The sequence below is a fragment of the Nocardioides panacisoli genome, assembly GCF_019448235.1.
GTDB lineage: Bacteria > Actinomycetota > Actinomycetes > Propionibacteriales > Nocardioidaceae > Nocardioides > Nocardioides panacisoli_A.
Genome location: NZ_CP080409.1, coordinates 2,246,659 through 2,264,307, shown reverse-complemented (window position 1 = coordinate 2,264,307; position 17,649 = coordinate 2,246,659). Strand labels below are relative to the sequence as shown.

Here is a 17,649-nt window from a genome sequence, read left to right as displayed (position 1 = left end):
CGCTAGGCTGCATTGAATGGTGAGTGTTGCCAACCCTGACTCGGCAGGCGACCAAGAATTGCCAAGCGGTCCGGTGACCGAGCAGGCGGCGCGCGCCGATGCGCTGCACACCACGCTGTCGAAGCTGGTGCTCTCGGGGGCCGACGTCGACCGGATCGGCAGCGAGGTCTCGCGGATGCTGGGCATCGGCATCGTGGTCACCTCCACCGACGGCCGCGAGCGCGGCGGAGCCCTGACCGACGAGCAGCGCGAGGGCCTCGCCGAGCAGGGGCTGGTCGACGAGACCGGGCGGCTCCGCGTCGAGCGCATCAGCCCGTCCTGCCCCCACCGCGATGGCGAGGTGCGCGTGCTCAGCGTGCCCTCCGGGGGGCCCGACCTGGCGCGGCTCATCTGCATCAGCCCCGACCACGAGCTCGAGGTCGCCGACATCCAGGCCCTGGAGCGGACCGCGATCGTGGTCGCCCTGCTGGTGACGCGGCAGCGTGCGGTGGCGCTGGTGGAGAACAAGTACCGCGGCGACTTCCTGCGCGACGTGTTCCTCGGTCGCGGCGGTGACGCGGCCGTGCTGGTCGAGCACGCCCACACGGTCGGCTGGGAGCTGGACCGTCCCGCCGTGGTGATCTCCGCCGAACTCGACCCGATCCCGGCCGGCGAGGAGCCCGTCGACGCGCCGACCCAGGGCCTGTGGCAGGAGCGCTTCGCCGCCGCCTGGGGCCAGGTGTGCGAGTCGCGCGACCCCTCGATCCCGACTGCCGACTTCTTCACCGAGGTCGTCACCCTCTTCCCGGTGCCCGAGAAGCCCGAGGACCTGCACGCCGCCGTGAAGTCCGTGGTCGCCGCCGTCGCGGGCGACCGCGGCGGTGGTCGGCGCCCGTTCTCGGTAGGGGTCAGCCGGGTCGCGGCTCGCGTCGAGGACCTGCCCGCGGCGTACGCCCAGGCGCGGCGCGCCAACCGGGTCGGTCGCCGCCTCTCCGGCGGTACGGCGACCACCTGGTTCGACGACCTCGGCATCCACCGCCTCATCGCGCTCGTGCCGGACCCGGGCGAGGTGGAGTCGTTCGTCAGCGACGTGCTGGGCCCGCTCGCGGAGGACACCACCGAGGCAGCCGACCTGCGCACGACGCTGCGGGTGCTGCTCGACACCAACCTCAACGTCGCCGAGGCCGCCCGGCAGCAGTTCTTCCACTACAACACCCTGCGCTACCGCATCACCAAGCTCGAGGGTGTGCTCGGCGCGTTCACCACCGACCCGGCCCTGCGCCTGGACATCGCCGTCGCCCTCCGCGCCCTCGAGCTCACCGACTGACACGCGCGGCCGACCGTGCCGGCGCGGGTGGTCTCGACACGGCCTCGATGGCGCTCGGCCGGCTCGACCACCAAGGCCAGCGCAGGCGCGGCTGGCAAGCCTCGCCAGCCCTTTCGTGATCTGTTTGGCATCTCTGGCCCATGCCGGGCGTGATCCGCACCACTAGCGTCGACCCATCGTCACGAGACTCGGGCGGACTCAGGAGGACTCAGCACATGTCGATGTTCAAGTGGGAAGTGGTGCACGGCGGGAAGACCCCGCCGCCCGGAGCGGCCGTCGGCCCGATGGAACGGCTCAGTTGGGGCCGCACCGTCGGCCTCGGTGCGCAGCACATCGTCGCGATGTTCGGCGCGACGTTCGTGTTCCCGATCATCATGGGGCTCGACCCCAACCTCGCGATCCTGTTCTCGGGTGTCTGCACGATCCTGTTCCTGCTGATCGTGAAGAACAAGGTGCCCAGCTACCTCGGCACGAGCGCCTCGTTCGTCGCTGCCGTGGTCGCGATCCGAGCCCAGGGCGGTGACTCCGCCGACGTCACCGGCGCGATCCTGGTGGCGGGCCTCGTGCTCGCCGCGGTCGGCCTGCTGGTGCACTTCGCCGGCGCCCGGCTGATCCATACGATCCTGCCGCCGGCGGTCACCGGCGCGGTGGTCATGCTGATCGGGTTCAACCTCGCGCCGGTCGTGGCCGACGCCTACTGGCCCCAGGACCAGTGGATCGCGCTGCTCACCGCCACCTTCATGGTCGCGGCCGCCGTCATGCTGCCGGGCTTCTGGTCCCGCATCGCGGTGCTGCTGGCGCTGGTGTTCGGTTACCTCGTCTCGTGGGCCGCCGACGGCGTCTTCGGCCCCATCACCTCCCCGGACGCGACCGGCGAGGTCGTCACCCGTGACCGCGTCTCGTGGGCCGGTGTCGAGTCGGCCGACTGGTTCGGCCTCCCCAGCGGCCAGCTCGCCGACGGTGTCTCGGCCGTCCACGGCCCGTCGTTCTCGCTCAGCTTCATCCTGCTGGTGCTGCCCGGTGTCATCGCACTGATCGCGGAGAACACCGGCCACGTCAAGGCGGTCGCCGAGATGACCGGCGACGACCTCGACCCCTACATGGGGCGTGCGATCGGCGCCGACGGCCTCGCCACCTCACTCGCGAGCCTCTTCGGCGGCTCGCCGACGACGACGTACGCCGAGAACATCGGTGTCATGAGCGCCACCCGCGTCTACTCCACGGCGGCGTACTACGCCGCGGCGATGTTCGCGATCATCCTGGGCCTGTGCCCGAAGTTCGGCGCGATCATCAACGCGGTCCCCGGTGGCGTGCTCGGCGGCATCACGGTCGTGCTCTACGGCATGATCGGCCTCGTCGGCGCCAAGATCTGGGTGGAGAACCGGGTCGACTTCGGCAACCCCGTCAACCTGGTCGGCCTGGCCGCGGGCATCATCGCCGGTGTCGGCGGCGTCACGCTGCAGGTCACCGACGACTTCGAGCTCGGTGGCATCGCGCTCGGCACCATCCTGGTGATCGCCTACTTCCACCTGGTCAAGAGCCGTCGCGAAGAGCTCGGCACCGAGACGCCGGCGACCACCACCTGAGGATGATGTCCCTGTGAAACCCGCACCGTTCTCCTACGCCCGACCGACCACGCTGGAGGAGGCCCTGGAGGTCCTCGGCACCAGCGGGGACGCGAAGGTGCTGGCCGGTGGGCAGAGCCTGGTGCCGCTGCTGTCGATGCGGCTCGCGGCACCGGGACTCCTCGTGGACATCAACGGCCTCCCCGGGCTGTCGCAGGTCGACTGCGACAGCCGGGGGGTCCGGTTCGGGGCGCTGGTGCGCCACGCCGAGCTGATGGCCGACGCCGATGCTGCCCGCGTCCAGCCCCTGCTGGCCAAGGCGCTCGGCCTGGTGGCGCACGGCACGATCCGCAACCGCGGTACGACGGTCGGTTCGATCGTTCACGCGGACCCGGCCGCGGAGATGCCGATGGTGCTGCGCCTGCTGGGCGGCAGCATCACGGTCGCCTCGACGGGCGGCACCCGTGAGATCGGGGCCGAGGAGTTCTTCCCCGGGCCGATGGAGTCGAGCGTGCGGACCGATGAACTGGCGGTCTCCGCCTGGGTGCCCGCCCTCGCGGACGGGGCCGGCGTGGCCGTCGACGAGGTGGCCCGCCGCCACGGCGACTACGCCCTGTGCGGCGTCGCCGCCGTCGTCGGCACCGAGGGCGGCCGGATCACCTCGGTGCGGGCCGGCTACCTGTCGGTCTGCGAGGTCCCCACCGTCGTCGACCTGTCCGAGGCCTTCGCCGCCGGCACCGCCGACGAGGAGTCGTTGGACGCGGCCGCCGACCTCGCCCTGGGGGCCCTGGAGCCGGAGGACGACATCCACGCCAGCGCGGCCTACCGGACCCAGCTGGCCCGCACCCTGACCCGCCGCGTGATCCGCGCGGCCCACGACGACGCGCTCGACCGGGCCGGCAAGGAGGGCCCCACCCCATGACGAACGACACCGAGGAGCTGCACGACCTGCGACTCGTCGTCAACGGGACGCCGTACGAGATCTCGGTCCCGGCCCGGCGGCTGCTCAGCGACGCGCTGCGCCACGACATCGGCCTCACCGGCACCCACGTCGGCTGCGAGCACGGGGTCTGCGGCGCCTGCACCATCCGGATGGACGGCAAGCCGATCCGCTCCTGCCTGCTCTTCGCCGTCTCGGCGCAGGGCGCTGAGATCACCACCGTCGAGGGCCTGACCCGGTCCGACGGTGAGCTGGGCCCGGTCCAGCAGGCCTTCAAGGAGTGCCACGGCCTGCAGTGCGGGTTCTGCACCCCCGGCTTCCTGACCACCATCACCGCCGGGCTGGAGGAGAACCCCAGGCCCACGCGGGAGGAGGCCGTCGACATGATCGCCGGCAACCTGTGCCGCTGCACCGGCTACCAGAACATCGTCGACGCCGTGCTGCGTGCCTCGGAGATCGCCGACGAGCAGGGAGGCGAGGTCTCGGCATGACCACCAAGCTGATCGGGGAGAAGGTCCAGCGCGTCGAGGACGAGCGGCTGCTGCGCGGTCTCGGGCAGTACGCCGACGACCTGGTGCCCGGCGCCCTCGAGGCCGCCGTCCTTCGAAGCCCGCACGCCCACGCCCGCATCGTCGACATCGACGTCTCCGGTGTCCTCGACATCGAGGGCGTGCACGCGGTCTACACCTACGACGACCTCACCGGCGCGATGGCCGACCCGCTGCCGCTGCTCATCCCGCACCCCTCGCTCACCCAGGGCCGTACCCAGTACGCCCTGGCCAAGGACGAGGTCCGCTACGTCGGTGAGGCGATCGCGTTCGTCGTGGCCGACAACCGCTACCTCGCCGAGGACGCGGTCGCGCGGATCCAGGTGAGGTTCGAGCACCTCCCCGCGGTGGTCGGCATCGATGCCGCCCGCGAGGCGTCGAACGCGGTCCACGACGACGTCCCCGACAACATCGCCGCGCGGTTCGAGCAACGCGTGGGCGACCCGGCCTCGGCGATCGCCTCGGCCCCGCACTCGCTCGAGCTCGACCTCCACGTCGAGCGGAGCGCCTCGATGCCGATGGAGGGCCGCGCCACCGTCGCGCGGTGGGACAACGACACCCACCGGCTGCAGGTGTGGAGCTCCACGCAGACCTCGACCGGCCTGCGGGCGGCGGTCGCGGCCAAGCTCGGCCTCGACCTCGCCCAGGTCGACGTGATGACCCCCGACGTGGGGGGCGGCTTCGGCGTCAAGATCGTGCACCCGTGGCCCGAGGAGGTGCTGGTGCCGCTGGCGGCCCGGACGCTGGGCCGGCCGGTGAAGTTCACCGAGGACCGGCGCGAGCACTTCATCTCCTCCGCGCACGAGCGCGGCCAGGACCACCACGTCCAGGTCGGCTTCGACGACGACGGTCGTGTGCTGGGCCTCTCGGTCCGGTTCTGGCACGACCACGGCGCGTACACGCCGTACGGCCTGATCGTCCCGATCATCACCTCCACCCAGCTGCTGGGGCCCTACAAGCCGGGCAGCTACGAGGTGACCTTCGACTCGCTCTACACCAACACGGTGATCGTCACGCCCTACCGCGGCGCCGGGCGACCGCAGGGCGTCTACGTCATGGAGCGCACGATGGACGCCATCGCGCAGCGGCTCGGCAAGGACCGGACCGAGGTGCGGGCGGCGAACTTCATCCAGCCCGACGAGTTCCCCTACGACCACGGGATGACCTTCCAGGACGGGCGTCCGCTGATCTATGACTCCGGCGACTACCCGGGGCTGCTGACCAAGCTCAAGGACCTCGTCGGCTGGGACGACTTCGAGTCCTACCGCGACAACGCGCGGGCCGAGGGACGCCGCGTCGGCGTCGGCCTGGCCTGCTACGTCGAGGGCACCGGCGTCGGCCCCTACGAGGGTGCCCACATCCAGGTCGAGACCAGTGGCCGGGTGAAGGTCGCGATCGGCCTCACCTCCCAGGGGCAGGGCCACCAGACCGCCTTCGCCCAGATCGTGGCCGAGGAGCTGGGTGTCCCGTTCGAGGACGTCGAGCTGGTCTCCGGTGACACCCGCGGCATGCCCTACGCCGTGGGCACCTTCGCCTCCCGTGCTGCCGTGATGAGCGGCTCCGCGGTCGCGCTGACGGCCCGGATGGTGCGGGAGAAGGCGCTGCGGATCGCGGCGGAGGCACTGGAGTGCTCCGTGGACGACCTCGACATCAACGACGGCGTCATCGGTGTCAAGGGTGCACCGGACAGCACCATCGCCCTCGGGACGGTCGCGGTGCTGTCCAACCCGTTGCGCTACGCCTTCGACGAGGCCTCCCAGGCCGCGACCCAGTTCTCGGTCGGTGACCCCGGCAAGCCGCCGGTCGCCGAGGACGACGAGCCGGGCCTGGAGGGCCGCGACTTCTACTCGCCGGAGCGCTCGACGTTCGCTGCCGGCATGCACGCCGTCATCGTCGAGACCGACCCGGAGACCGCCGAGATCTCGATCCTGAAGTACGCCGTGGTCCACGACTGCGGCACGCTGATCAACCCGATGATCGTGCAGGGCCAGATCCACGGCGGCGTCGCCCAGGGCGTCGGTGGGGCGCTGTACGAGCGGATGGAGTACGACGAGTCGGGCCAGCTGGTCAACGCCTCGTTCATGGACTTCCTGATGCCCTACGTCACCGAGGTGCCGACCAGCATCGAGATCGACCACCTCGAGACCCCCTCACCCCTCAACCCCCTCGGCATCAAGGGCGCCGGCGAGGCCGGCGTGATCCCCTCCTCGGCACTCTTCGCGTCCGCGATCGAGGACGCCGAGGGCTTCCCGATCACCTCGATGCCCATTTCCCCTTCCGAGCTGTTTGCCCTGAGGAGCACCCATGAAGATCGCCGGTGAAGCCACCCTGAACGCCCCCGTCGAGCGCGTCTGGGACGCCATGCTCGACCCGAACGTGCTGGTGCGGACCATCCCCGGCTGCGAGCAGCTGCAGACGACCGGTGAGCACACCTACGCCATGACGGTCACGGCGGGCGTCGCCGCGATCAAGGGCTCGTACGCCGGCACCTGCTCGCTGCGCAACCTGCAGGAGCACTCCTCGCTGGTGCTGACCGCCGAGGGCGCCGGTGCACCCGGCACCATCGCGACTGACGTGGACGTGTCCTTCGCGCCGGGCCAGGACGGCACCACGACGATCAGCTACGAGGCCGACGCGGTCGTGGGCGGCATGATCGCCGGCGTCGGGCAGCGGATGCTGGCCTCGGTGAGCAAGCGCATGGCGGCGGAGTTCTTCGGCAACGTCGAGAAGGCGCTGACCGGTGCCGCGGAGCCGGTCGAGCAGGCCGTCACGGCCGCGGTCCCCGACAGTGGCGACGCCGCGGCCCCGGGCGCGGTCTTCACCGCCTCCGGCGGTGGCGGTGCGGTCGCATCGGCCGGCAGCGCCGAGGACTTCCTCAAGGGCACCGCGGTCGGTGCGGGCCTGGTGCTGCTCGGCGTCGTCGTCGGCGCCGTGGCGGCGCGTCGCCGCTGAGCGCTCACGGGTCCCGGCACTCCCTCCTCGGGGTGCCGGGACCTCGTCGTTTTCCTGTGCTCGCGAGCTCCGGGGCACATGGCAACAGTTGCCCATCGAATCCGGTTTCGGTGGCAGAATCTGCCGTGGTCGCCGCGGGGGTCCGCCGGGTTGAATCGTCGCCATGAGTGAGACCAGCCACACCGCCCCCGGCAGCATCCGGGTCGGCATCGACACCGGCGGCACGTTCACCGACGTGGTCGCCTTCGACCAGCGGTCCGGCCGCCTGGTGACGACCAAGACGCCGAGCACCCCGTCCGACCCGGCCGAGGGCTTCCTCGCCGGCATCGCCAAGATCCTCGACACGATGGAGGTCGCCGAGGCCGACCGTGCCGAGGCGATCGAGGCGGTCAGCCACGGCACGACGGTGGCGACCAACCAGCTGCTGGAGGGCAAGGTCGGCAAGCTCGGGTTCATCACCACCGAGGGCTACGACGCGATGCTCGAGATCGCGCGGCAGTCGGTGCCCGACGGCTACGGCAACTCCTACTTCTGGGTGAAGCCGGACCGGATCGTGCCGCGCGACCTGGTGCGCTCGGTGGGCGGCCGGCTCGACCACACCGGTGCGGAGATCCGCCCCTTCGACGAGCAGCAGGCCCGCGAGGTCGCCCGCTGGTTCCGCGACCAGGGCATCGACACCCTCGGCGTCTGCTTCCTGCACGCCTACGCCAACCCCGACCACGAGGAGCGGATGCGGGCGATCCTCGCCGAGGAGCACCCCGACGCGATCGTGTCGGTCTCGAGCGAGGTGCTGCGCGAGTACCGCGAGTACGAGCGGTCGATGACCACGCTGGTCGACGCCGCGGTGAAGCCGAAGCTCTCCCGCTACGTCAACAACATCAAGGACCGGCTCGCGACCTACCGCGACGGCCTGCCCTTCTACGTCATGAAGAGCAACGGCGGTGTCCTCAGCGCCGAGGAGGTCGTGCACCAGCCGATCACCACCGTGCTCTCCGGCCCGGCCGCGGGCGCCCTGGGCGCCGCACTCATCGCCCGGACCGCCGGCTACGACAAGGTGCTCACCTGCGACGGCGGCGGCACCTCGACCGACGTCACCGTCGTGGTCGACGGCGAGCCCACGCTGACCACCGAGGGCAGCGTCGGCGTCTACCCGAGCAAGATCCCGATGATCGACGTCGTCACCGTCGGTGCGGGCGGCGGCTCGGTCGCCTGGCTCTCGCCCGAGGGCACCCTGAAGGTCGGCCCGCACTCGGCCGGCGCCGACCCGGGCCCGCTGTGCTACGGCAAGGGCGGCGCCGACGTCGCCATCACCGACGCCCACGTCGTCCTCGGCCGGATCCCACCCCACCTGCTCGGTGGCGAGATCCCGCTCGACGCCGACGCCGCCCGCTCGGGCATCACCGAGCTGGCCGGCAAGCTCGGCCTCGGCGTCGAGGAGTGCGCCGCCGGCATCCTGGAGATCAGTGCCTGGAACCAGGCCAACGCGCTGCGGCAGATCACCGTCCAGCGCGGACTGGACGTCCGTGACTTCGCGCTGACCACCTTCGGTGGCTCCGGCTCGCTGCTGCTGTGCCGCCTGGTCGACATCCTCGACGTACCGACCGTGCTGGTGCCGCCGGACCCGGGCAACGTCTCGGCGTTCGGCCTGCTGACCGTGGACGTGAAGAACGACTACGTCCGCACCCATGTGCAGCTGCACGACCAGCTCACCGCCGACGACGTCGCCGGCGTGTACGACGCCCTCACCGTCCAGGCGCGCCACGCGCTCTCGGGTGAGGGCTTCCCCGAGGAGCGCCACCGCTACGACCGCACCGCCGACCTGCGCTACTTCGGGCAGGCCTACGAGGTGCGGGTGCCGGTGCCCGAGGGCCCGGTCGACCGGGCCCTGCTGGACCGGGTCGCGGACCGGTTCCACGCCGAGCACCGCGCGCTGTACGGCTACGACTTCTCCCACGACGAGGACCAGCAGGTCGAGTGGGTCAACCTGCGCGTGTCCGGTGTCGGCCCGATCGAGCGTCCGGACCTGCCGGCGCACGAGGTCCCGGCGGACCCGGGCGAGCCGACGCCGCGCAGCCGTCGCGACGTCTGCTTCGACCCCAAGGTCGGCTACGTCGACACCCCGGTGTTCTGGCGTCCCGACGTGCAGCCCGGCCAGGTCGTCACCGGCCCGGCCATCCTCGAGGAGTTCGGCTCGACCGTGCCGCTCCACCCCGGCTTCACGGCACGGGTCGATGCCCACCTCAACCTGATCGTTCGGCGCGCGGAGGAGTCCTGATGAGTCGTCGTGTCCCCACTGATTTCCCCTACGAGATGCTCACCGCCGACGGCGGTGCGTCGGCCGACCCGGTGCTGGTCGAGATCGTCCAGGGCAGCCTGGCCTCGGTCGAGCAGGAGGTCGAGACCGCGATCGCGCGGACCTCGCGCAGCCCGATGATCCGGGACGCGCACGACTTCCGTGCCGGCATCCACGACCGCCACCTGCGCAAGCTGACCGGCCGCTCGTACAGCGCGCTGGTGCACCCGGTGGCACGGGACTTCCCGCTGGAGGAGATGCGTCCCGGCGACGTGTTCTTCCACAACGACGTCTACCGGTCCGAGGGCGGCATCGGCCACCTCCCGGACCTGTGCGTCACCGTCCCGGTGTTCAGCGGTGACGAGGTCGTCTGCTTCGTGCAGGCCTTCGGCCACCACGACGACATCGGCGGCGCGGTCCCCGGCTCGATGCCGAGCCAGGCCACCACGGTCTACGAGGAGGGCCTGATGGTGCCTCCGATCAAGCTGTGGGACGCCGGGGTGCCCAACCGGTCCGCGCTGGCGATCATGACCCGCAACTCGCGGATGCCCGACTCGCTGGCCGCCGACCTGGACGCCGAGTGCTCGGCGTGCCTGATGGGCGCCCGCCGTCTCGGGGAGCTCTTCGAGCGCTACGGCCGCGACGAGGTCGAGGCCTGCTTCGACGCGATCCTCGCCCGCACCACCGAGACCTACCGTCGCGAGATCCTGGACAAGATCCCGGTCGGCAGCTGGACGTGGGAGGACTACGCCGAGCACGACGGCGTGGAGGACCCGCAACTGCACACGCAGCGCATCACCCTGACGCGCACCGCTCCGGACGACCCGGAGGGGGAGCGGCTGGTGCTGGACTTCGACGGCACCGCGCCGCAGGCCAAGGGGCCGATCAACCACTGCGGTGACTACTCCGACGGCGTCTTCCTCAAGAAGTGGCTCGCGCCGATCCTGCGCAACCTGGCCGACACCCCCGAGCGCATGGCCGAGCTCGACGTCAACGAGGGCGTCGTACCGCTGATCGACATGCGGTTCCCCGAGCCGGGCACGCTGCTGACGCCGGTCTTCCCGGCGCCGACCAACGCCCGCACGTTCGTCATCCTGCGGCTGCTCGGCGTGCTGTCCGGCGTGATCGCCAAGGCGGTCGACGGGCGGATGCCGGCCGACCAAGAGACCATCCGCTACACCGGTGTCTACGGCACCGACGCGGAGGGCCGCTCCTACCTGATGCGCGAGGTGCTCGGCGGTGGCTCCGGTGGCCGCTACTACGCCGACGGCGAGGACACCATCCACGTGGTGCCGGACTCGCGGAACCTCCCGACCGAGTTCACCGAGTCCCGGTTCCCCTTCATCGTCGAGTCGCTCTCGCTCGCGGTCGACTCCGGCGGCCCGGGCCAGTACCGCGGTGGGCTCGGCTACGAGAAGAGCATCCGGATGCTGCGCGACGCGGACTTCATGTCCATCGCCGACCGCTCGATCCTGGCCTGCTGGGGCGTCAAGGGCGGCAAGGCCGGGCGGCCCTTCGAGGTCACCGTCGACCCGGGTGGTCCCAACGAGCGCGACGTCGACGCCCTGGCCGACTCCGAGCCGGTGGCTGCCGGCGAGGTGATCCGCATCCGCACCACCGGTGGCGGCGGTTGGGGTGACCCGCTGGTGCGGGACCCCGAGCTCGTCGTCCGCGACGTGCGGTGGCACAAGGTCTCCCCGGAGGGGGCGCTCGCCGACTACGGCGTCGTCCTGACCGGCGTGCCCGCCGAGGTCAGCCCCGGCGTCCCGCTGGACGAGGTTGGGTACGACGTCGACGCCACCACGACGAGGCGTGCCGAGCTGGTCGCCGCCCGTGGCGACGAGGCGTTCTTCGACCGTGGCCCCGGCTACGCGACGCTCGCCGCCGGCGCCACCAGCGCCGAGGTCGACTGGCAGTGAGCGAGCCGACCCACCGCCGATGAGTGAGCACATCGAGGTCGCCGTCCTCGGCGGCACCGGCAAGACGGGGCGGGCGGTCGTCGCGGCCCTCGAGGCACGCGGCGCCACCGCTCGTCCCCTCGGCCGGGAGGCGTACGCCGACCCGGCGGCCGCCGTCGCGGGCTGCGGCGCGGCGTACCTCATCGCGCCGAACCTGTATCCCGACGAGCCGGAGCTGGTGCGCGACGTCGTTGCGGGCCTGCGGGGGGCCGGGGTCGAGCGGGTCGTCTACCACTCGGTGGCGGCGCCGTACGAGCCGTCGATGCCGCACCACCTCGGCAAGGCGGAGGGGGAGCGGATCGTGCGGGCCTCCGGCCTCGCCTGGACCCTGCTGCAGCCCTGCGCCTACGTGGACAACCTGCTGCCGCAGCTGCGTCCCGACGGCGACCGGCTGCCGGACGAACTCACCGTTCCCTACGACGTGACCACGCCGTTCGGCATGGTCGGCCTGGCCGACGTCGGCGAGGCCGCCGCGACGGTGCTCACCGAGCCCGGCCACGTCGGTGCCACCTACGAGCTGGGTGGACCGGAGCTGGTGTCGGTGGCCGACGTCGCTGCGGCCGCGTCGGTGCACCTGGGCCGTCCGGTGACCGCCCGCCGCGTGCCGGCGCCGGCCGACGTCCACCCCTGGCTGGCGGCGATGTTCGCCTACTACGACGCCCACGGGCTCCCGACCGGCCCCGGGCCGCTGCGGGGCCTGCTCGGCCGCGAGCCCGAGGGCGTCGCGGCGGTGCTGGCGCGCGCCTAGAGTGAGGCCATGCAGCCCGGCGCCTTCTCGATCAGCCTCCCGGTCGCGGACCTGGCGGCCTCCCACGACTTCTACGCCACTCTCGGCTTCGAGCCCGTCGGTGGCTCGACCGACGAGGGCTACCTGATCCTGCGCAACGGCGTCGCGGTCGTCGGGCTGTTCTGCTTCGAGGGCATGGACTTCGACGCCCCGATGCTCACCTTCAACCCGGGCATGGACGCCACGCTCGGCGAGACCGACGACTTCACCGACGTCCGCGAGGTCGCCCGGGCGCTGCACGGCGCCGGCGCGGACGTCGTCGCCGACCCGGAGCCGGGCACCGGGCCGGCCCACCTCGTCGTCCGCGATCCCGACGGGCACCGCATCCTGGTCGACCAGTTCCGGGACGCTCCCGCGGACTGACCGCGGCGGTTGGTAACACCTGCCAACGCTTCGTCGTGCCGTTGGAAGGTCTTGCCGGTGTCCCGCGTCACGTCGATCACTAGTTTCGACTGCATGCGGATCGTGATCGCACTGGGCGGCAACGCCATGACAGCACCGGACGGCAGCGCCGGCCCCGACGACCAGCGGGCAGCCATCGCGCGCGCCGCCGAGCCGATCGCGGACCTGGTCGCCGAGGGCCACCAGGTCCTGCTCACCCACGGCAACGGCCCCCAGGTCGGCAACCTGCTGCGCAAGAACGAGCTGGCCGCATCCGTCGTCCCGCCGGTCCCGCTGGACTGGTGCGTGGCCTCCACCCAGGCGACCGTCGGCGTGACCGTGATGGACGCCCTCGACGTGGCCCTGGCGCAGCGTGAGGTCGCCCAGCGCACCGCCGCGCTGGTGTCCCGCACCGTCGTCGACATCGACGACCCGGGCTTCGACGCGCCGACCAAGCCGATCGGCCGCCACCTGACGCGCGACGACGCGCAGAAGATGATCGAGCACGGCCAGCAGTTCGTCGAGGTGCCGGGCAAGGGGTGGCGCCGCGTGACCGCCTCGCCCGAGCCCCGGGTGTGCCTGGACGCCGCGGCCGCCGACACCCTGCTCGCGGCCGGGTTCGTCGTCGTCTGCTCCGGCGGCGGCGGGATCCCGACCGCGCAGACCGAGGACGGCACCCTCATCGGCGTCGAGGCCGTCATCGACAAGGACCTCACCGCTGCCCTCATCGCCGACCACATCGAGGCCGACCTGCTGGTCATCGCCACCGACGTCGACGCGGTGATCACCGGCTACGGCACCGACCACGAGGCGCCGGTGGGGGAGACCCCCGCCGCCGAGATGCGCGCGATCGCCGAGCGCGAGCGCTTCGCGGCCGGCTCCATGGGCCCCAAGGTCGAGTCCGTCGTCCGCTTCGCCGAGCGCGGCGGCACCGGCCTGATCACCTCCCTGGCCCGCATCAGCGAGGCCGTCGCCGGCGGCGCCGGCACCCGCGTCGTACCCGACCGCGGTGGCGACGCCACCACCGCCTGACCGACCCACGCACGAACGTAGGAAACCCCCGAGGAAGGAACCACCGTGCCCCAGCCCATCGAAGTCCGGAAGATCCCGATCCACTCCGTCGCCGACGCCAGTGAGCTCACCAAGCTCATCGAGGACGGCGTGCTCGAGGCCGACCGCGTCATCGCCATCATCGGCAAGACCGAAGGCAACGGCGGCGTCAACGACTACACCCGCATCATCGCCGACCGCGCCTTCCGTGAGGCCCTCATCGCCAAGGGTGCTCCCGAGGCGCAGGTCAAGGAGATCCCGATCGTGTGGTCGGGCGGCACCGACGGCGTGATCAGCCCCCACGCCACGATCTTCGCCACCACCGACGCCGAGCCCACCGAGGAGCCGCGCCTCACCGTCGGCTTCGCGATGAGCGAGGAGCTCGCGCCCGAGGACATCGGCCGCACCTCGATGGTCTCCAAGGTCTCCGACGCGGTGAAGGTCGCCATGGAGCGCGCCGGCATCGAGGACCCCGCCGACGTGCACTACGTGCAGACCAAGACCCCGCTGCTGACCATCCACACCATCCGCGACGCCAAGAGCCGCGGCAAGACGGTGTGGACCGAGCACACCCACGAGTCGATGGACCTCTCCAACGGCTGCACCGCACTCGGCATCGCCGTGGCGCTGGGCGAGATCGACATGCCCACCGACGAGGACGTCATGCACAGCCGCGAGCTGTACTCCGCGGTCGCGTCCTGCTCCTCGGGTGTCGAGCTGGACCAGGCCCAGGTCGTCGTGGTCGGCAACGCCCCGAACGTCGGTGGCCGCTACCGCATCGGCCACTCGGTCATGAACGACGCGCTGGACCAGGACGGCCTCTGGAACGCCATCCGCGACGCCGGCCTGGAGCTGCCCGAGCGGCCGCACACCAGCGACCTCGGTGGCCGCCTGGTCAACCTGTTCCTCAAGTGCGAGGCCAGCCAGGACGGCGAGGTCCGCGGGCGCCGCAACGCGATGCTCGACGACTCCGACGTCCACTGGCACCGCCAGATCAAGGCGTGCGTCGGCGGCGTGACCGCTGCCGTCACCGGCGACCCGGCGGTCTTCGTGTCCGTCTCGGCCGCCCACCAGGGCCCCGAGGGCGGCGGCCCCGTCGCCGCGATCGTGGACCTGGGTGACGAGCCGACGGGCTACCCGGCTCCGTGATGCTCCACTGACGTCGGGGCCCGGGCCGCTGTGCCCGGGCCCCGACGTCGCTCCAACGACGAAGGACGACACCTGATGACCGAGGACCTGTGCCTGCGCTCGGCGACGGAGCTCTCCGCGATGCTGCGGGCCAAGGAGGTCTCCGCACGCGAGGTGCTGGCGGCCCACCTGTCGCGCATCGAGCGGATCAACCCGCGCATCAACGCGATCGTGACGCTCACGCCCGAGGAGGCCGAACGCCGCGCCCGGGCCTGTGACGACGCGCTCGCCGCCGGTGAGCCGGTCGGTCCGCTGCACGGACTGCCGGTCGCGCACAAGGACCTCGTCGACACCGCCGGGATCCGCACGACCTACGGCTCCACGGCGTACCGCCAGCACGTGCCGACCACCGACCACGTGGTCGCGCAGCGGGTCCGGGAGGCCGGCGGCGTCCTCGTCGGCAAGACCAACACCCCCGAGTGGGGCACCGGGTCGCACACCGAGAACGAGGTCTTCGGGCTGACCCGCAACCCGTGGGACACCGAACGCACCGCCGGCGGCAGCAGCGGTGGCGCCGCCGCCGCGCTCGCCGCGCGCCTGGTGCCGTTGGCCGACGGCACCGACATGGGCGGCTCGCTGCGCAACCCCGCGAGCTTCTGCAACGTCGTCGGGCTGCGGCCCTCGATCGGCCGTGTGCCCGCGTGGCCGGCCGCCGACGCCTGGTTCACCCAGTCGGTGTCGGGCCCGATGGCGCGCACGGCCGAGGACCTGGCGCTCTACCTCTCCGTCCTGGGGCTGCCCGACGCGCGCTCGCCGCTGACGCAGTCCACCCCGGTGGAGGCCTTTCGTGCCCCGCTGGACCGCGACTTCTCCGGCGTCCGCGTCGCCTGGAGTCCCGACCTCGGCGGCCTGGCCGTCGACGAGGACGTCGTCGCCGCGATGGCGCCGGGGCGCGACGTACTCCGTGACCTCGGCTGCGAGGTCGCCGACCGCGACCCCGACCTGACCGACGCCGACGACGTCTTCCGCACCTGGCGGGCGTGGTGGTACGCCCTCGCACTGGGCGACCTCTACCGCGAGCGGCCCGACGACTTCGGCGAGTCCGCCGCCTGGAACATCACCCAGGGCCTGGAGCTCACCGGCGAGCAGTTGCTCGACGCCGGCCGGCGCCGAACCGTGCTCTACCACCGGCTGCGCAGCTTCCTGGACGAGCACGAGTTCCTGGTGACGCTGGTGTCGCCTGTGACACCGTTCCCGGGCACGCAGCGCTACCCGTTCGAGGTCGGCGGCCGGCCGACCGAGACCTACCTGGACTGGATGCGGGGCTGCTACTGGATCTCGGCCACCGGCATGCCGGCCGCGTCGGTGCCGCTGGCCTTCACCCCCGCCGGGCTGCCCGTCGGGCTGCAGGTCGTGGGCCGCCCCGGCGACGACCTCGGCGTGCTGCAGCTGGCCCACGCCATCGAGAAGAGCACCACGACCGGCACCCGCGTGCCGAACCTGGAGGAGACCCGATGACCGAGTCCGAGACCGCTGCCGGCCCGCTGTCGGGTGTCCTGGTCGTCGACCTGTCCCGCGCCCTGGCCGGACCGCACGCCACGATGATCATGGGCGACCTCGGCGCCCGCGTGATCAAGGTCGAGGCGCCGGGCCGTGGCGACGACAGCCGCGGCTGGGGTCCGCCGTTCGCCTCGCCGGAGGGCGAGGGGGCCGACGAGGCGACGTACTTCCTCTCGGCCAACCGCAACAAGGAGTCCGTGGCGCTCGACCTCAAGGCCGAGGACGACGTCGCCCTGCTGCGCGACCTCGTACGCCGCGCCGACGTCTTCGTGGAGAACTTCCGTCCCGGCGTGCTCGACCGCCTCGGCCTCGGGTTCGAGGACCTGCACGCGATCAACCCGCGGCTGGTCGTCCTCTCCATCACCGGCTTCGGGCACGACGGCCCGGAGAGCGCCCGCGCCGGCTACGACCAGATCGCGCAGGGCGAGACCGGCCTGATGTCGATCACCGGGCCCTCGCCCGAGGAGCCGCAGCGGGTCGGCACCCCGATCTGCGACCTGCTCGCCGGCATGAACGGCGCGCACGGCGTGCTCGCCGCGCTCTACGACCGTGAGCGCACCGGTCAGGGCACCGTGGTGCGCACCTCGCTGCTGGCCGCCGGCGTCAGCGTCCACGCCTTCAACGGCACCAAGTGGACCGTCGCCGGGGAGGTCAGCCGCGCGAGTGGCAACCACCACCCCTCGATCGCGCCGTACGGGCTGTTCCACTGCCGCGACGGTGCGGTGCAGATCGCGGTGGGCAGCGAGCAGCTGTGGCAGAAGTTCTGCGCCGCCTTCGACCTGGACCCGGCCGCGGAGGGCCTCGCGACGAACGCCGAGCGCGTCGCCCACCGCGAGCGGCTGGTGGGCCTGGTGGAGGAGACCTTCGCGCCGTTCGGGCCCGACGAGCTCTTCGCCAAGCTCGACGAGGCCGGCATCCCGGCCGGTCGGGTGCGCCCGATCGACCAGGTGTATGAGTGGGAGCAGGCGCGCAGCCAGGGCCTGCTGGTCGACGTCGACCACCAGACGCTGGGCAGCGTCACGCTCCCGGGTCCGCCGCTGCGGTTCTTCGACACCGGCGGTGCCGAGGTCACCAAGACCGCCCACAAGGCACCGCCGGTGCTCGGCGCGGACCGCGAACGCCTGGAGGAGTGGCTCCGCAAGGACGGTTGAGGAGTGGCCCAGCCGCCCACGGTGGTTGAG

Annotated in this window: 14 protein-coding genes; all 14 read left to right on the top strand. The window is 72.0% G+C overall.

Annotated elements, in window-relative coordinates:
* Window positions 1-73 precede the first annotated feature (73 nt).
* Entirely contained in the window at window positions 74-1,306 is a 1,233-nt protein-coding gene (locus KUV85_RS11130) for a PucR family transcriptional regulator (RefSeq protein ID WP_219959961.1), read from the top strand.
* Window positions 1,307-1,527: 221 nt separating this feature from the next.
* Window positions 1,528-2,892 carry a uracil-xanthine permease family protein gene (locus KUV85_RS11125; protein WP_425299406.1) on the top strand — a complete coding sequence of 455 codons (1,365 nt, stop codon included), beginning with the start codon at window positions 1,528-1,530 and terminating at the stop codon, window positions 2,890-2,892.
* 13 nt (window positions 2,893-2,905) lie between these two features.
* Entirely contained in the window at window positions 2,906-3,793 is an 888-nt protein-coding gene (locus KUV85_RS11120) for an FAD binding domain-containing protein (protein WP_219959959.1), read from the top strand.
* Window positions 3,790-4,302 (top strand): (2Fe-2S)-binding protein, encoded by a 513-nt coding sequence (locus KUV85_RS11115; protein ID WP_219959958.1) that lies wholly within the window; start codon window positions 3,790-3,792, stop codon window positions 4,300-4,302. The genes KUV85_RS11120 and KUV85_RS11115 overlap by 4 nt, the downstream gene beginning before the upstream one ends.
* Window positions 4,299-6,680 carry an aerobic carbon-monoxide dehydrogenase large subunit gene (cutA, locus tag KUV85_RS11110; protein ID WP_219959957.1) on the top strand — a complete coding sequence of 794 codons (2,382 nt, stop codon included), beginning with the start codon at window positions 4,299-4,301 and terminating at the stop codon, window positions 6,678-6,680. The genes KUV85_RS11115 and cutA overlap by 4 nt, the downstream gene beginning before the upstream one ends.
* On the top strand, window positions 6,664-7,311 hold the full coding sequence (locus KUV85_RS11105; protein WP_219959956.1) for an SRPBCC family protein: 648 nt from the start codon (window positions 6,664-6,666) through the stop codon (window positions 7,309-7,311). The genes cutA and KUV85_RS11105 overlap by 17 nt, the downstream gene beginning before the upstream one ends.
* A 163-nt stretch (window positions 7,312-7,474) precedes the next feature.
* Window positions 7,475-9,586: a hydantoinase/oxoprolinase family protein gene (locus KUV85_RS11100; protein WP_219959955.1), complete on the top strand. Its 2,112-nt coding sequence runs from the start codon at window positions 7,475-7,477 to the stop codon at window positions 9,584-9,586.
* Window positions 9,586-11,523: a hydantoinase B/oxoprolinase family protein gene (locus KUV85_RS11095; RefSeq protein WP_219959954.1), complete on the top strand. Its 1,938-nt coding sequence runs from the start codon at window positions 9,586-9,588 to the stop codon at window positions 11,521-11,523. Before KUV85_RS11100 ends, KUV85_RS11095 begins: the two co-directional genes overlap by 1 nt.
* A 19-nt stretch (window positions 11,524-11,542) precedes the next feature.
* Window positions 11,543-12,310 (top strand): SDR family oxidoreductase, encoded by a 768-nt coding sequence (locus KUV85_RS11090; RefSeq protein WP_219959953.1) that lies wholly within the window; start codon window positions 11,543-11,545, stop codon window positions 12,308-12,310.
* 9 nt (window positions 12,311-12,319) lie between these two features.
* Window positions 12,320-12,712 carry a VOC family protein gene (locus KUV85_RS11085; protein ID WP_219959952.1) on the top strand — a complete coding sequence of 131 codons (393 nt, stop codon included), beginning with the start codon at window positions 12,320-12,322 and terminating at the stop codon, window positions 12,710-12,712.
* Between the two features lie 93 nt (window positions 12,713-12,805).
* Window positions 12,806-13,762 carry a carbamate kinase gene (locus KUV85_RS11080; protein ID WP_219959951.1) on the top strand — a complete coding sequence of 319 codons (957 nt, stop codon included), beginning with the start codon at window positions 12,806-12,808 and terminating at the stop codon, window positions 13,760-13,762.
* Between the two features lie 45 nt (window positions 13,763-13,807).
* Entirely contained in the window at window positions 13,808-14,929 is a 1,122-nt protein-coding gene (locus KUV85_RS11075) for a ring-opening amidohydrolase (RefSeq protein WP_219959950.1), read from the top strand.
* Window positions 14,930-15,004: 75 nt separating this feature from the next.
* On the top strand, window positions 15,005-16,426 hold the full coding sequence (locus tag KUV85_RS11070) for an amidase (protein ID WP_219959949.1): 1,422 nt from the start codon (window positions 15,005-15,007) through the stop codon (window positions 16,424-16,426).
* Entirely contained in the window at window positions 16,423-17,619 is a 1,197-nt protein-coding gene (locus KUV85_RS11065) for a CaiB/BaiF CoA transferase family protein (RefSeq protein ID WP_219959948.1), read from the top strand. The genes KUV85_RS11070 and KUV85_RS11065 overlap by 4 nt, the downstream gene beginning before the upstream one ends.
* Window positions 17,620-17,649 lie beyond the last annotated feature (30 nt).